The sequence below is a fragment of the Cyclonatronum sp. genome (genome assembly GCF_022565315.1).
Classification (GTDB): domain Bacteria; phylum Bacteroidota; class Rhodothermia; order Balneolales; family Cyclonatronaceae; genus Cyclonatronum.
This window is the reverse complement of record NZ_JAIUMX010000025.1, coordinates 1-14,726: the sequence shown is the minus strand read 5'-3', so window position 1 is coordinate 14,726 and position 14,726 is coordinate 1. Positions and strand designations below refer to the sequence as shown.

The 14,726-nt window shown below is 56.7% G+C and carries 13 protein-coding genes; 6 read left to right on the top strand and 7 right to left on the bottom strand.

Annotated features, from left to right (window positions below; all coding sequences use genetic code 11):
* Nucleotides 1–14 precede the first annotated feature (14 nt).
* Nucleotides 15–176, bottom strand: a complete 162-nt coding sequence (locus tag LAT75_RS06200) for a hypothetical protein (protein ID WP_291481768.1) — start codon at nt 174–176, stop codon at nt 15–17.
* A gap of 38 nt (nt 177–214) precedes the next feature.
* Between LAT75_RS06200 and LAT75_RS06195 the strand changes: the two genes are divergently transcribed.
* Complete coding sequence (locus tag LAT75_RS06195; protein ID WP_291481767.1) at nt 215–1,915, top strand: AbgT family transporter; 1,701 nt, start codon at nt 215–217, stop codon at nt 1,913–1,915.
* 72 nt (nt 1,916–1,987) lie between these two features.
* On the opposite strand, the gene LAT75_RS06190 is transcribed toward LAT75_RS06195, so the two are convergent.
* The 4 genes from LAT75_RS06190 to LAT75_RS06175 form a co-directional block, all read right to left on the bottom strand.
* Nucleotides 1,988–2,470, bottom strand: a complete 483-nt coding sequence (locus tag LAT75_RS06190; RefSeq protein WP_291481766.1) for an Rrf2 family transcriptional regulator — start codon at nt 2,468–2,470, stop codon at nt 1,988–1,990.
* Between the two features lie 95 nt (nt 2,471–2,565).
* A complete protein-coding gene (locus tag LAT75_RS06185) occupies nt 2,566–2,886 on the bottom strand; it encodes a YbjQ family protein (RefSeq protein ID WP_291481765.1) in 321 nt (106 codons plus the stop codon).
* Nucleotides 2,883–3,344 (bottom strand): hypothetical protein, encoded by a 462-nt coding sequence (locus LAT75_RS06180; RefSeq protein ID WP_291481764.1) that lies wholly within the window; start codon nt 3,342–3,344, stop codon nt 2,883–2,885. The genes LAT75_RS06185 and LAT75_RS06180 overlap by 4 nt, the downstream gene beginning before the upstream one ends.
* Nucleotides 3,331–3,909 (bottom strand): RNA polymerase sigma factor, encoded by a 579-nt coding sequence (locus tag LAT75_RS06175; protein WP_291481763.1) that lies wholly within the window; start codon nt 3,907–3,909, stop codon nt 3,331–3,333. Before LAT75_RS06175 ends, LAT75_RS06180 begins: the two co-directional genes overlap by 14 nt.
* A gap of 154 nt (nt 3,910–4,063) precedes the next feature.
* Between LAT75_RS06175 and LAT75_RS06170 the strand changes: the two genes are divergently transcribed.
* Complete coding sequence (locus tag LAT75_RS06170; RefSeq protein ID WP_291481762.1) at nt 4,064–6,280, top strand: serine protease; 2,217 nt, start codon at nt 4,064–4,066, stop codon at nt 6,278–6,280.
* Between the two features lie 283 nt (nt 6,281–6,563).
* Here LAT75_RS06170 and LAT75_RS06165 read toward each other — a convergent pair whose 3' ends face one another.
* Complete coding sequence (locus LAT75_RS06165) at nt 6,564–8,666, bottom strand: phospholipase D-like domain-containing protein (protein WP_291481761.1); 2,103 nt, start codon at nt 8,664–8,666, stop codon at nt 6,564–6,566.
* 165 nt (nt 8,667–8,831) lie between these two features.
* Here LAT75_RS06165 and LAT75_RS06160 point away from each other — a divergent pair, with 165 nt between their 5' ends.
* From LAT75_RS06160 to nth, 4 genes are all read left to right on the top strand, one after another.
* Entirely contained in the window at nt 8,832–9,134 is a 303-nt protein-coding gene (locus LAT75_RS06160; RefSeq protein ID WP_291481760.1) for a septum formation initiator family protein, read from the top strand.
* Nucleotides 9,135–9,189: 55 nt separating this feature from the next.
* Nucleotides 9,190–10,140 (top strand): ROK family protein, encoded by a 951-nt coding sequence (locus LAT75_RS06155; RefSeq protein WP_291481759.1) that lies wholly within the window; start codon nt 9,190–9,192, stop codon nt 10,138–10,140.
* Nucleotides 10,141–10,321: 181 nt separating this feature from the next.
* The gene (locus LAT75_RS06150; RefSeq protein WP_291481758.1) at nt 10,322–13,294 is read left to right on the top strand and encodes a putative LPS assembly protein LptD; all 2,973 of its coding nucleotides are present in this window, start codon (nt 10,322–10,324) and stop codon (nt 13,292–13,294) included.
* An 89-nt stretch (nt 13,295–13,383) separates the two neighbouring features.
* Nucleotides 13,384–14,121: an endonuclease III gene (gene nth / locus LAT75_RS06145; RefSeq protein WP_291481757.1), complete on the top strand. Its 738-nt coding sequence runs from the start codon at nt 13,384–13,386 to the stop codon at nt 14,119–14,121.
* 91 nt (nt 14,122–14,212) lie between these two features.
* Here the strand turns inward: nth and LAT75_RS06140 are convergent.
* Nucleotides 14,213–14,726: hypothetical protein (locus tag LAT75_RS06140; RefSeq protein WP_291481756.1), on the bottom strand; the 514-nt coding region annotated here is incomplete at its 5' end.

Here is a 14,726-nt window from a genome sequence, read left to right as displayed (position 1 = left end):
CTCACGGTTTTATTTTATTCTGAACCATTTTTTTGTAGTTTCAAAGCTTGCATCCAAACGGGTGCAGGCTTTTTTTTATGTTTTCGTGTGATGGCTTCAAGCCCTTTTGAGAGCAGGGAGCACATCACCAAAAACGCCGGCTGCACCTGTTGATCGGTTCCGGCGGCTGAAATCATCAATCTGATCCCCTTATCCTTCCCGAAACCTTATCTCCATGAGTTCCAATCAGGGTTCCCCCAACACCGGCGGCAGCACACAGAGCAACTGGTTCACCCGTTTTCTGAACGCTGTAGAATGGCTTGGCAACTTGCTGCCGCATCCGGTTACGCTGTTTGCGTTGTTTTGCGTCGGGGTAATTTTAATTAGCGGTCTGGCCGATCTTCTTGGCCTTGCCGTTGAAGATCCGCGGCCTGAGGGTACAAGAGGGCGCTCGCCCGACGGCATCATCGAAGCCGTAAGCCTGATGAATGCCGAAGGCCTGCGCCGTATCATTGCCAATCTGGTAACCAACTTCACGGGCTTTGCACCACTCGGTACCGTGCTTGTTGCCCTGCTTGGTGTGGGTGTAGCCGAGCACTCCGGGCTGATCAAGACCTCCATCCGCGGGATTGTGCTCAAAGCACTCACCATTCAGCCAACTATTAACGACAGCGACCCGGTCATTCTGCGGCTCATCAAGAAACCGATCTACTTTGTGCTTCAGCCGAAGATTCTTGTAACATTTGCCATTGTGTTTTCGGGGATTATTTCAAATACAGCCTCTGAGCTGGGCTATGTGGTACTGGTGCCGCTCGGTGCCGTCGTGTTTTACTCGCTCGGGCGCCATCCGCTGGCGGGTATGGCTGCGGCCTTCGCCGGGGTTTCGGGCGGCTACAGCGCCAACCTGCTGCTTGGCACCATCGATCCGTTGCTGGCCGGTCTCACACAGGAAGCTGCACGCCTCATCGACCCGACCTACGATGTGCATGCCGCCGTGAACTACTACTTTATGTTCGTGAGCGTTTTTGTGATTTCCACCCTTGGTACGTGGGTCACTGTTTATATTGTGGAGCCAAAACTCGGACCTTACGACCCCTCCATCGCATCAGAAAAGCTCGATGCCAACGAAGGCATGGAGCCGCTCACCGCTCTTGAACGCAAAGGGCTGTTCTGGACTTTTATCTCCGTAGTTGCCATGTTTGGAGTACTTGCCCTAATGGTAATTCCCGAGTGGGGGGTGCTGCGGAATCCGGATCCGACCGTGACAGATTTCCCGGCTACGATTACGCCCTTCCTGAACGGGATTGTAGCCCTCATTTTTATCGGGTTTATCATCCCGGGTGTGGTTTTCGGACGCATAACGGGCACCATCAGCTCTGAACGCGATGTGATTGACGGCATGGCCAAATCGATGAGTACCCTCGGGCTCTACATCGTGATCGTGTTTTTCGCCGCACAGTTTGTGGCTTACTTCGGCTGGACCAACCTCGGGCAGATTCTCGCCGTTAACGGCGCCAACTTCCTTCAAAATATGAACCTGACAGGTCCGCTGGTGTTTGTGTTTTTCATCTTCATATCCGGCTTCGTGAACCTGATGCTCGGCTCAGCTTCCGCACAGTGGGCCGTTACGGCACCCATCTTTGTGCCCATGCTCATGCTGATCGGGTACAGTCCGGAAGTAATTCAGGCTGCCTACCGCATCGGTGATTCAGTAACCAACATCATCACCCCGATGATGAGCTACTTCGGCCTCATCCTTGCCTTTGCCACCAAATACGACAAAAACCTCGGCATAGGCACCATCATCAGCATGATGCTGCCCTATAGTATCCTTTTCCTGATCGGGTGGATGCTGCTCTTCTTTGTGATGATTTTCCTGTTAGGCATCCCGCCCGGACCCGGCGCGGAAATCTACTACGATATCAGCACCCGGTAAGCTGTCTGTAAACTGCCTTCCTCCCGTTTTCAATCATAAAAAAAGCAGATCCTCGGATCTGTTTTTTTTAATTCAGCTGCTTATGATGCCGCCCTTCAGAATTTCTTCCATCGTGAGCTTATCAGACAGCCGCAGGTTTTCGCGGGCGGCTTTATCTGCAATTTCATGAAGGCTGGTGTTTTCAAACAGAATCTTCAGCCCTTCACGGGTCTGCCCCCATTTTTCATGAATCGGGCAGGGGCGGTTGTGTCCGCAACCCGGCAGCCCCAGAATACACTCCGTAAAAAGCTTATCGCCATCGATCGCTTTAATGATTTCGATGATCTTTATTTCCTTTGCATCACGGCTGAAGGTTACCCCGCCGTTGGGCCCTTTGTATGACTCCAGCAGGCCCGCAGTTGTGAGCTGCTGCAGAATTTTGGTAAGGAAATGAAACGACAGTTCAAGCCTGTCGCTGATGATGTGGATGGGTACGAATTTTCGCTCATCGTGGCGAACAGCCGCGATGTACAGCGAAGCACGGATTCCGTAAATACAGGCTTTTGAAAGGAGCATACTATTTCAGAGTTTTAATGCCGAAATATAACTTTACAAACGCCCGATTCAAAGCAATTTCAGCTGAAAACCACTTTGTTTTTACCTGCCATTTCCTATTTACGTCTCAACCTCACCGCAGTACCATAAGCAAGAATTTCTGCCGCACCCGACATAATAAAACTCGTTGTAAACTGCACATTCACAATGGCATCAGCCCCCATGCTTTGAGCCTCAATGGTCATGCGGTCGAGAGCCTGCTCACGGGCTTCTCCCATCATTTTGGTGTACTCGTTCACCTCGCCCCCGATAAGCATACGCAATAAAGCCAGGATGTCCCGCCCAATGTTCCGTACGCGAATCGTATTGCCGCGCACCAGCCCTATGGTTTCGGTAATTTCGAAGCCGCTTATTTCTGAAGTCGTTACAATTTTCATCGGATTATATTTTTATAGCGTTCTTGTTTGTGCAGAAACCAGCGCTCACGTACCAGCGATACCAGCAGGATAAGGGTTCCGGTAACCAGCATTACAACAGCTGCTTTCAGCCACCAGGCTAATTCGGGGTCGGCAAGCAGCTCCTCCAGCATCATCCAGGCTCCGTAAAGCAGCACTACCAGGGCGCCAAGCGTGAACAGCACCCAGCCGGCACCCCGCTCAATGCGTGTAAACAGCTGCTGATTCCAGGCGTCCCAAAATTCCGGAGTTGGCTCCGTTAACTTCAAATTTTTCATGCTGTTTTGATTTCGTTTCAGGGTTTCAAATTCAAGCCGTGCCCTTTCATCAGCCTGCAGCAGTGCTTCGAACTCAGCTTGTTCTTTGGTATTCAGCCCGCCGTCGAGTGCGGCCATCATCAGGTACTGAAGCTTCTCGCTTGTTTCATCAGGGGTACTCATATCCTGCTTCCTCCAGTTCTTTTTTCAGTCGTTTTCTTGCCATATACAAACGTGACATCACCGTGCCCTTCGGGATTTGCAGCCATTCTGACAGCTCCGCATAGCTGAGGCCCTCGATCTCCCTCAGAACCAGCATCTCCCGATCGCCGGGGTTAAGTTTTCCGAGACATCTGCTCAGCAGCTTCGCCTGCTCGCTTCGTTCCAGCTGCTGCTGCGGTCCCGGTTCATCAGAAGCAGGGCTCAGCCATGCAGGCCTATCGTCGAGGCGGTCAAACGGCCGGCGGCCGGCATCGCGCAGCAGATTCAGGCTAAGCCGCTTCAGCACTGTGTACAGCCAGGGATACAGCGGCCGTGTGCTATCTATCCGGGCACGGTTTTCCCACAACACGATAAAGGCGCGCTGCGAAATATCGGCTGCATCTTCATGTGAACGCACAACAATCAGCGCGTGATAATAAACCTGCTTTTGCAGCCGGCTCACCACTTCCTTAAATGCTGATTTATCACCGTTCTTCAACCGGCTTACCACTTCAGGCCTGATCTCCGTTGCTTCCGCATTCATCATTCTTGTCGTTTATTTATTATATACACCGCTGCGCTTTTTTTATTCGCAACTAAAAATTGCCTGTTTTAAACCCGACTTTTTACGGATAAATTAGAAGAATACAATTCCTTAAATTAAGCCCACGTACCGTATTTACAACCCCAAAAAAGGACTTATGAATCTACTGCTAAACCACTTTGCCGGGCTGCTGTTAACAGTAGCAATAGTATTTTCATCCACCCCCGATCTACAAGCGCAAACCGCTAAGGGCAGTTCAGCTCAGCAGTCTCAGCGCACTTCTTCAGGGCCTGACATCAACGCATTATCGACTGCCGCAGCACAGATCGTTACGCCTGTTTCAACCGGCTCGGGTTCCATTATTGTAATCGAAGATATGCCGTTTGTATTCACCAACCGGCATGTGGTTCAGGGGCACACCAATATAGAAGTTCACACCCTGCACGATATTTTTGAACCCGCCCGCCCGACCTATAAAGCAAGCCTGCTGATGTACTCTATGGAATACGATTTCGCGGTTTACGTGATCTCAACCGATATGCAGGGCAACGCGGTTAGTGCAGAGCAGGTACGCCTCGGAGCGCACCGTAACTGGCTGGCTCTCGAGCCGCTGGAATTACCCGAAATGGATTATGAAATCAACCGGGGCGAACCGATTTCCATCCTTTCTTTTCCCGGCATAGGCGATAACGAGCTTGTTTACTCGCAGGGCATCGTTTCTTCGGTTAAGTACGAAGAAATACAAGGGCAGCGCCTGCCTGAGTGGATCAGAACCAACGCCGAATTTTCGCCGGGCAGCAGCGGCGGTATCGCCCTCGATAAAGACGGCCTTTTTATCGGTCTGCCAACGTATGTGCGTACCGAACAGGATACCGGCGGCAGGCTTGGCAGCATTCTCAGCATTCAGCTGATTGCAGCTGTTATGCAAGCTGAAGATATCTACACCTCCTGGGATTACATCCACGGAGACAGCGGCATTGAGCACGGTCTTGCCCTCAATATAAACGGCGAACCGCACTTTGGCACCCACAGGCTTCGGGCAGGATTTACACCCGACCCCCACACCGTGCAGATCACCGCCGGCGGCTCGGTTGATGTATCCTACCTCGGCAGCGACTGCATCGGCCATGCCGATCAGCGGCCCGATGCACAGCTGTTCTGGAGCGGCAGCAGCAGCTACGTAACCTTCCGGTTCCAGCCCGACAATTCCGGCGATACCACCCTCATCATCAACGCGCCCGACGGCAGCTGGTACTGCAACGACGATGAAAGCTCCGGCACCCTCAATCCCGGCATCACTTTCTTTAATCCTTCCGAAGGCCGCTACGACATTTGGGTGGGCACCTACCGCGACGGAGAATTCATTGACGGCAAACTGCTGATTACCGAGCTCGACACAGCCGGCGATCAGGTTGAGGAAGATCAGGCCACGTTCCGCTTCACCGCAAGCCCCGCACAGCTGCGCCTCAGCGCCCGCCCGGCCTTCGGAAGTGTGAGCCTGCGCTCCGGTTTCCTGCCCGATCCGCATTCGGTACAGGCGTCAGGAGGCGGTACCATCAGCCTTGAGGACGAAACCGACAACAACTGTGTAGGTTTTGTCTCATCACCCCCAAGCGTAGAGCTCGATTGGAGCGGTGGCGGCAATCAGCTTCAGTTCTTCTTCCGTGCCGGCGCACAAGGCGGCGACGCAACCATGCTCGTGCGCGACCCGGCCGGCTTCTTTTTCTGCAACGACGACGTCCATCCCGGCAACCTCAACCCCGGAGTCAACATCCTCAACCCCGCTAACGGACGCTATCAGGTCTGGCTCGGCACTTTCAACCCCGGGAATCCGGTGCACGGACGCCTCGAAATCTCCGAAGGCTACATCGAAGAGTTTCAGTATCACGATGATTTTGAGGACGATTTCTATTATGATGACTATGAAGAGCCCGTTTCTACCGGCCTCGACTGGACCCTCAGCCCGCACTTCGGTACCGCGAACCTGCAGGCGGGCTTCACGCCCGACCCGCACCGCGTGCGCATAAATGCCGGCGGCTTCAACGATGTCTGGAACCTCAGCCTCGGCAGCGGCTGCGTAGGCTATGCGTCAACCGCCCCCGATTTCCGCCTCCACTGGGATGGCAGCTCCTCGCTGCTGCACTTCTTCTTCGTGGCCGACAATTCAGATAACGACACCACCCTCATCATCAACGCACCCGACGGAAGCTGGCACTGCAACGACGACGCTACCTCAAATACCCTGAACCCCTTCGTCCGCTTCGATAACCCGCGCACCGGGCAGTACGACGTTTGGGTAGGCACATACCAAAACGGCGCAATCGTCTCAGGCGAGCTGCGGGTTTCCGAGCTTACATCCGGCATTCCGCGCTAAGCCCCCGGGCATCCCAACACGATCTCAAAACCGAAGCACGCATCTCACCGGTGCGTGCTTTTTTTTGGGGGTGAACTCCGTGGGCATCACTGTTTTTCGTGCTTGTGAAAAATCCCAAACCTACGGCAGGTTCCGTGCTTTTTAGGGGATAGGCAGCGGTCAAAAGAGAAGGCGCGCACTGTGCGGACAGCCGTCAGCGGTCTCCGGTCTGCGGTCTGCGGTCAACAGTCAGCAGTCCGGTCTCCCAAAATCCGTGCCTTACGCGTGCCAACTTCCGGGCGGATCACTCCAGCACCACAAAAACGCTGATGCGCTCCACAATGGCCGGACCAATACCGCGGATGCGCTGCAGGTGGTCGAGTTCAGTAAAGGGTCCGTGTGCGTTTCGGTGGTCGATAATGGCCTGTGCACGGGCCGGGCCGATCATGGGCAGCAGCACGAGATCCTCAAGCGGGGCAGTGTTCAGATTAATGGGGAAGTCCGGCGCTGACCGCACCCGCGCCGAGAGGTCCTCAGTAGCGCGGCCCACACGGGTGCCGATTTTCTCCGGCTGCGCCCACAGGTTAAGGCCGGCCCGCTCAGCCTGCCCGGCTACTGCCCGCCATGCCGCTGCAGAATCCGGATGCTGCACGTTGAACCGGCTGTAGGCCGCCATGCCGTTCAGCAGCATTTCCCGGTTAACCGAAGTTTCGTTGCCGGCTGAATCCCGCGCCGTTACATACGCATGAAACCGGCTGAAGCGGTTTTCCGGAACCCCGCCGTAAGGGCCCTCCAACCGCACTTCTTTCCCCGAAAGCAGGTTGTTCAAAAACGCAGCAGAAGCACCGGCATGATAGTGCGAGCTGTCTGCCGCGCCCGCAAAAAGGCGCGGGGCATCAACACCGATCAGGCTTACGGGGTACCGAAAATTCGGTGTGAGCTCCACCTCAAACAGCTGCCCGTCGGTTACGGAGGCCACGCGGTACCAGGCATCGGGGCTCATAGCCGGCACCGGCGGCTCGGCCTCGCCCCGGGCACGGGCCTTCACGCCGGCAAACTCCTGCACAAACTGATTGGCCACAAGCCCGCAGTGAATGATGAGCATGAACTCATCATTCGCAAATTCAGCGGCGGCAGAGAAATTGTAGGAGCCGGTAACCACAACGGGCACCGCATCGGGGGCGTCGGTGAAGGCGTCGATCAGCAGGGTTTTGTGGTGCAGCTTGCGCAGCTCGCGGCCGGGCAGCACGCTGCGGCCAAACATGCGGGCCTCGGGCACGGTCCAGATTTCGCCCTGCGCGCGGTAGCGGCCAAAAAAGGCACGGTCGATAACCCCGCTCAGCGTTACATCGGCCTGCGCACTCCGCGCCCAAATGGCCTGACTGATCGGAATGCCCGGCGTTATGGAAAACGCCATAAATGCCAGGTCGTAGCGGGCGTTTTCAACCAGCTCAACCACGCGGTCGCTTATGCCCGGCTTGGTGCGGGCGCTGTTCATGGGCGAGAAATACAGCTCCACGGGCGTATCGCCCACCCAGTGCTGATTCCGCGAAACGTTCGGCTTGTGCCGCTTAAACCGGGCACGGGCAGGGTCGGGCAGGGCACCTTCGCTGCCCCACATGATGTTAAATTCCTCCTCAAACGCCCGGGTTATGCCGCTGTCTTTAATCATGTAGGTCACGTTGGTGTTGTAGGGGCCGGTGTAGGTGAGGTTCATGGAGCCAGCCCAGGTGTAGAAGTCGTCCGGGTCGGGGCTTTGCGCATCAATCACGGCGAATTTGTGATGCATAAAGCTCGTGGAACCGGGGATGCGGTTCCGCTCAATCCGGCCGTCGGGCCAGTACACCGTTCCGTTGTCGTCCATCACAATTACATCCCCTTCGCGCAGCATTTCCCACAGGCTGTCGGTAAGGTCGGCTCGGCGGTCGCGGTTGCCCTGATCGATGATAACCCGCACCCGGAGCCCGCGCGCACGGGCATCGGCCAGCGCCTGACCCACCCGCGGATTCTGAAAATCATAGACGGCCACATCCACGCTGTAGCGCGCGGCCTCAATCAGATCGGTGAGCGTGCCGATGAGGTCGTGACTGTCGTTTACCCGGGTGCCGTTTCGGGAGAGGCTCGTATCGGCCGGCATGTTGAAAAAAAACTGCATCCACTCCACGGTGGAAGTATCGGCCGGGGCGCTGTTCCGGTGAACGGAGAGGGCCGCAGCCGGAAAAACTGCAACGAGCAACAGCAGCAGAAGCAGCCGGAAACACATCCCCCGAAAAGAAAAAAAAGCTGAGCGTGCCGGGTTTTCGGAGGAAGGCCTCACAGACCGGTCCATGGTTCCGGTCAGGCCGCCGGCACAGTGAGATGGGGCCCGGAAAGCGGGGCGGGGCGCAGAAAAGGGACGCAGCATCATAAAGCAGGCTTTGAGAGAAAAGGGAAGCGGTACAGATTTCCGGTTTTGTGGAAATTTCGGCAAAATGGCACAAAATGAGCGCCTCGGCGGCAAAACCGCAGCTTTCACAATATACGACTAAGCCCTATTTTAGAAGGCCGTGAACCTCTAAAAATCCTTCCCTCCATGAAACCCGTTTTCAACCCCCTTCAATGGAAAAGCCGCTTCCTGCTGTTTCTGCTGGCCGGCTTTGTGCTCATTTGGATTGGTTTTTTTGATGATCACAGCCTGTTAACCCGATATCAGCTTCAAAAACAATACAGCGATCTGAAACAGCAGACTGAGCTGCTGCAGGCTGAAACCAAAATACTGGAAGAAAAAATTGAGGCCCTGGAAAACGACCCCGCACAGCTTGAGCGCATAGCCCGCGAAGAGTACGGCATGCGCAGGCCCGGCGAGGTCATTTATGAATTCAGGGAAAGGCGCTAAGCGAACGGCCGGCGCCCTTACTTACTCCCTTCATCAACCCAAATAATATCCTTTTATGAACGTATCCATTGGCTTTGACCTTGGCGGCACGAATATGAAGGCCGGCATTGTACACCCCGAAAAAGGTGTTTTGAAACAAGTATCCATCCCGACTGAAGCCGACACGGGGCTTGAGGCTACGCTCGACCGCATGGCGGGCCTCATCAAAGAAGTGCAGCTCGATGCAGAGGGAACCATTTTGGGCGTGGGCATTGGTGCCCCGGGCATGATAAGCCTCGACCGCAAGTCTGTGCAAAATCCGCCCAACCTCAAGGGCTGGAACGTGGTTCCGCTTGCTGCCGAAATGAAAAAACGAACCGGCCTCGATGCACTTGTGGAAAACGACGCCAACCTGATGGCGCTTGGTTCAGCGCGTTTCGGCTCGGGCAAGCCTTACGACCACTTCATTATGATTACGCTTGGCACCGGCGTGGGCGGCGGCATCATTTTTAACAACAAGATTTTCCGCGGTGCTACCGGCGCGGCGGCGGAGCTCGGCCACGTTTCTATCGACTACGCCGGCGCGGCCTGCAACAGCACGGTGCCCGGTGCCATCGAAGCCTATCTCGGGCAGCGGTTCCTGAGTCAGCGCGCGGCTGACCAAATCCGCAAGAATCCGGAGAGCGAACTGTATAAAACCTATGCCGGAAATTTTGAGGCAATGACGCCGCGGCAGCTCAGCGAAGCAGCCAACCGCGGCGATCAGCTGGCGCGCGATATCCTGGCTGATGCCGGCCGCAAGCTCGGTTACGCCATTGTGAACTACGTGCACACCCTCGATATCCGGAAAATTGTGATCAGCGGCGGCGTAGCGCAGGCCGGCGATCATATCCTCAAGCCGTGCTTTCAGGCAGCAATGGAACGGCTGATGCCGCCTTTCCGAAGCGATTTTGAAGTAATCCCGGAACTGCTGGGCAATGAAGCGGCCCTGCTCGGTGCCGGCACCCTGGCCCTCGAAAATCTCTAAAGCAGCATTCCTGATTTTTTGTGCGTGAACAGCTTTTCATATCCCGGCTGAAAACAGCAGCGCCACCGCCCTGCAGGCTTTGGCCTTACAGTCAGTGCCGGGGCATGTGCAGCCGAATTGAGGTACCGGATTTTGCGGCCCGTGTACTGACGCGGGCCGCCTGCCAAAACATTACCGGCTCATGAAAGTTTTAACGCCAAAATCCTTACCCTTGTCGCCGGTTTCTCAAAATCAGGTCCCCTTTCGGAGCGCTGTACCCGCAGCGCTCCTTTTTTTGCTAAGCCTGTTTGTTTCAGGGATTTTTGTTATCGGGATGATGCCCGCCGGGCCTGATCCGGCTTTCGGCGCTGCAACTCATTTCCGCTTCGCGCCGGCCGACACCACTGCTGCGGCCGTGCCCGACTCCCTCCCTCCGCCCGAAGCCCCGGCACTGCCTGATACGCTACCGGCGGCGGCGGCCCCCGACGGCCGGCCGGACTTCATCACCAATCCCGATTTCGACGGCGCCCCCGGCTCAGCTCCGGCTCCGGCTCAGCAGGCAAGCGCAGCCGGGCAGGAAGGCGGCCTCACCGATGTAATCAGCTTCACAGCCCGCGATTCGCTGGTGATCCGGCTCGACGGCAGGCGCACGGCCGATCTTTACGGCAACGCGCGCGTTGCGCATCCCTCGGGGCGGCTTACGGCCGGCGCCATCACCCTCGACCTTGAGAAAAATCTGGCTACGGCCGAAGCCCGGCGCCTGCCGGTCGATACCACCGACGCCTCCGCCCTGTTCCGCCGCTGGATTACGCGGCAGGGTCCGTTCGCCGCACCGGTTGATACGCTCAGCATCCCCACCCTCACCCGCGACGGCGATGAAATCACGAGCCGGCGCATCATGTTCAACTTCGTTACCGAGCAGGGCAAGTTTGATGTAGCCCGCGTCGGTATCGATCAGGGCACCCTCACCGGTACTGCCGTGAAAGCGCCTACCCCGCACGTTGTTTTTATTGAGGATGCCATTTTTTCCAGCTGCGAACTCGACCATCCGCACTACTACATCAGGGCAAGACGGATGAAAATGGTGGATGAGGAAGAAGTCTTTTTCGTGGGGGCTCAGCTGTACCTGCTCGACATCCCCTACCCCGTCATCTTTCCGTTCGGGTACCTGCCCTCGCGGCTTCAGCAGCGGCGCAGCGGTCTGCTCGAGCCCAGCCTCGTACTTCAGGATCAGTCAACGCGCGGGCTCGGCATCGAAAACGTGGGCTGGTTTCAGTACTTCAACGACTACCTCACGGGCAGTGTGCGGGCCAACGTGTACACGAGCGGCACCTTCTTCGCCGACGGCACCACCAACTACGCCCTGCGCGGCAGCTACACCGGCTCCGTGCGCATCGGCTACTCGCGCGAGCGCGGCCTCGAAAGCACCGACCCGGATTTCAGCCGTACAATCAACCGGCGGCTGGAAATCAACCATCAGCAGACTATCAACCCCTTTGCGAACCTCTCGGCCAACATCAACCTGCGTACGGCCGATTACTTCCGGCGCAACAGCTACGACATCAACGAACGGGCGGAAACTTCAACAAGCTCGCGGGCGAGTTTCAACTACCGGCACCCTGACGGGCTGTACACCCTGGGCGTTTCGATGCAGCAGTCGCAGAACTTCGCCACCAATCAGGTGCAGTTTCAGGGGCCGAATGCGAACTACAGTTTCCGGCGCTTCAACCCGTTTGAACGGCGGCGCGGCGGAAGCGATCAGCGCTGGTACGAAACCCTGAGCCTTTCCTACGGCGGGCAGTTTTCATCCCGCTTCAATTTCACCCCCCTACGCGACAGTCAGGGAGAGCCGATTTCAGACATTAATTGGTTTGAAGCGCTGTTTTCTCCCTCAAGGTACCGCGAGGCAACCGGTGAACTTGGTCATGTGCGCTACGGGCTAAGTCAGCGGGCCGAGCTCAGCACGCAGCTTACCACAAGCGAGTTTCTGAACATCACCGCGGGCGGGCGAATCAACGAGTTCTGGTACCCCGACACCATCCGGAAAGACTTCAACCCCGAAACCAACCGGGTAGAAGACCGCATCGAGCAGGGATTTACGGCCGCGCGCACCTTCAGCACTTCTATGAGTTTCAACACGGCTGTTTACGGGGTTTCGGAAGCCCGCATCGGAAGTTTTGAACGCTTCCGGCACACCATGCGGCCGTCGGTAACCTTCACCTATCAGCCGGATTTTTCTTCGGATTTCTGGGGCTATTTCCGCGAAGTTGAAACCGATACGCTGGGCAACACCCGCCGCTATTCTATTTTTGAGCGCGGTGTACTGGGCGGTCCCGGGGCGGGTGAGCAGCGGGCCATCAGCTTTTCGCTGTCCAACATTCTGGAAACCAAGCAGGTGCGCCGCGACTCCCTCGGCGAACGCAACGAACGCAATCTGCGCCTCATCGACAACCTCAACGCATCCCTCAGCTACAACTTTGCGGCTGAGCAGTTCCGCCTGAGCGAACTCAACCTCACCTTTTCCTCCAACATCCTGCAAAACATCCGCATCAACGCGGGGGCGGCTTTCAACTTCTATGCGCAGGATTCCCTCGGGGTGGCCATCAACGAATACCTGTGGGAAAACAGCGGGCGCTTTGCGCGCCTCACCCGGTACAACATCAATGCGAGTACAACGGTGAGCGGCGGCGGGCGCGGCGGGGGGCCGCAGATAAGGCCCGGCCCCATGTACTACCCCCGGTTCTACGACGCCTTCGATCAGACCATGTTCCGCGGCATAGATCCCGGCTTTAATCAGGACCCCGTGCCGGACTTCCGCGTGCCGTGGTCGGCCTCGCTGCGGTTTACGTACTCCTGGCGCTTCGTGAATTTCAACAATCAGGTGCGCTCAGCGGTGCTCAATGCCGACAACATCATGATACAGCTCACCGACGGCTGGCGCATCCGAACCTCGCTCGGCTACGATTTCATTCAGAAAGATCTCACGCCCTCCCGTTTCGGCGTTGACCGGAACCTTCACTGCTGGACGATGAGTTTTGAGTGGAATCCCTTCGGGGATTTCAAATTCTTCCTGTTTTCGCTTCGGGTGAACGACTCCCAAATGCGGAGCCTGTTCCAGGCCCTGCCCGGTTTTGACCGCCTCGAAAGGCGCAACAGTCCGATCGGAAGGCGCTAAACCCCGGCGTTTATTCGGGGCAAGGTGCGCATCACCCTGTAAAAAACACATCACCTTATTTTTTCAAAATACAGCGCAACGCACATTTTATGGCAGCAAGCAAGAAACCCGTCATCCCCGAAGATCCGACCTCCACACGCGGCATGAAGCTGCCGCGGAAAACGGCGCAGCAGAAAGCCCGGGCCCTCGAAATTCTGAACAAGCTCTACACTTACTACCCGAACCCGCACTGTGAGCTAAATTACAGCAACGCCTTCGAACTGCTGATTGCCACCATTCTGAGCGCGCAGTGCACCGATGTGCGGGTGAATATGGTTACCGAAAAGCTGTTCCGCGACTACCCGACGGTGGATGCATTTGCGGAGGCGAGCCTTGAGGAGCTGGAGGAGGCCGTGCGCCCGACCGGATTTTACCGGAACAAGGCGAAGTCCGTTAAGGAGACCGCCATAACCGTGCGGGATCAGTTTGGAGGTGAGGTGCCGCAGACGATGGATGAGCTGCTGACCATGCGCGGGGCCGCCCGAAAAACGGCGAATGTGGTGCTTGGGAACGCGTTCGGGATAAATGTTGGGGTGGTTGTTGATACGCATGTGCGGCGGTTTTCAAACCGCTTCGGGCTGAGCCGGCACAACAATCCTGAAAAAATAGAGCGCGACCTGATGGCGCTTTTCCCCCGCGAAAACTGGACTGACCTGAGCCACCTGATGATCCATCACGGGCGTGCCTGCTGCAAAGCCCGTTTTTCGGCCCCGCCTGATCACGAGCTGTGCGTGAATTACGGGGTGAAGTGCGAATGCCAAAAGATGCGGGCTGAGGCGGAAGGCTGAGCTTTTTGTGATGGATGGTGAGGGATGTTTGGTGTGATGGCTGTGGTGCCCTCACTGATGTGCCGGGAAGCGGCCTGCCTCAGAAACTCGCTTAGTTTTGGCCTCTGCCCCGGCCGCCTTCCGAACCTGAACCCTGCCCCTGACCCCGCTGCTGCTGCTGCTGCCGCCTCATTTGGGCTTCGCGGGAGTAGAGCGAATCCCAGATTACAATCTGCCGCTCATCGAGTACGGTTACCAGCTGATCATGGAAGGCCGCATCGTGCTGCTCCATCAATTCACGAAACTGCTGCCGGCTCTGCTGCATCATGCTGCGGCGCTCGTAGTGGTTGTAGCGGATCATTTCGAACAGGGGCTGCTGCTGCTCTTCGCTCAGGTTGAGGTTGGTGATCATGTGATCCTGCATTTCGCGGATACGGGCCTGTAGCTCCGGAGTGAACTCGCCGTCCGGGGTTCGCACGTCAGGGCGCGGCGCTTCGGAAGTAACGGGCGGCTGTGCAGGAAGGCCGGTTGAGGCCCCGCTCACAACGGCCAGGAAATAGCCGCTCACCACACCGGCAACGAAAAGCCCGATGAAAGAAAGGGCGGCTTTGAGGGTGGTATTAGTC

Coding starts and splice junctions, on each gene's coding strand:
- LAT75_RS06200 (WP_291481768.1), bottom strand. CDS start 176: ATGATTTCAGCCGCCGGAACCGATCAACAGGTGCAGCCGGCGTTTTTG.
- LAT75_RS06195 (WP_291481767.1), top strand. CDS start 215: ATGAGTTCCAATCAGGGTTCCCCCAACACCGGCGGCAGCACACAGAGC.
- LAT75_RS06190 (WP_291481766.1), bottom strand. CDS start 2,470: ATGCTCCTTTCAAAAGCCTGTATTTACGGAATCCGTGCTTCGCTGTAC.
- LAT75_RS06185 (WP_291481765.1), bottom strand. CDS start 2,886: ATGAAAATTGTAACGACTTCAGAAATAAGCGGCTTCGAAATTACCGAA.
- LAT75_RS06180 (WP_291481764.1), bottom strand. CDS start 3,344: ATGAGTACCCCTGATGAAACAAGCGAGAAGCTTCAGTACCTGATGATG.
- LAT75_RS06175 (WP_291481763.1), bottom strand. CDS start 3,909: ATGATGAATGCGGAAGCAACGGAGATCAGGCCTGAAGTGGTAAGCCGG.
- LAT75_RS06170 (WP_291481762.1), top strand. CDS start 4,064: ATGAATCTACTGCTAAACCACTTTGCCGGGCTGCTGTTAACAGTAGCA.
- LAT75_RS06165 (WP_291481761.1), bottom strand. CDS start 8,666: ATGATGCTGCGTCCCTTTTCTGCGCCCCGCCCCGCTTTCCGGGCCCCA.
- LAT75_RS06160 (WP_291481760.1), top strand. CDS start 8,832: ATGAAACCCGTTTTCAACCCCCTTCAATGGAAAAGCCGCTTCCTGCTG.
- LAT75_RS06155 (WP_291481759.1), top strand. CDS start 9,190: ATGAACGTATCCATTGGCTTTGACCTTGGCGGCACGAATATGAAGGCC.
- LAT75_RS06150 (WP_291481758.1), top strand. CDS start 10,322: ATGAAAGTTTTAACGCCAAAATCCTTACCCTTGTCGCCGGTTTCTCAA.
- nth (WP_291481757.1), top strand. CDS start 13,384: ATGGCAGCAAGCAAGAAACCCGTCATCCCCGAAGATCCGACCTCCACA.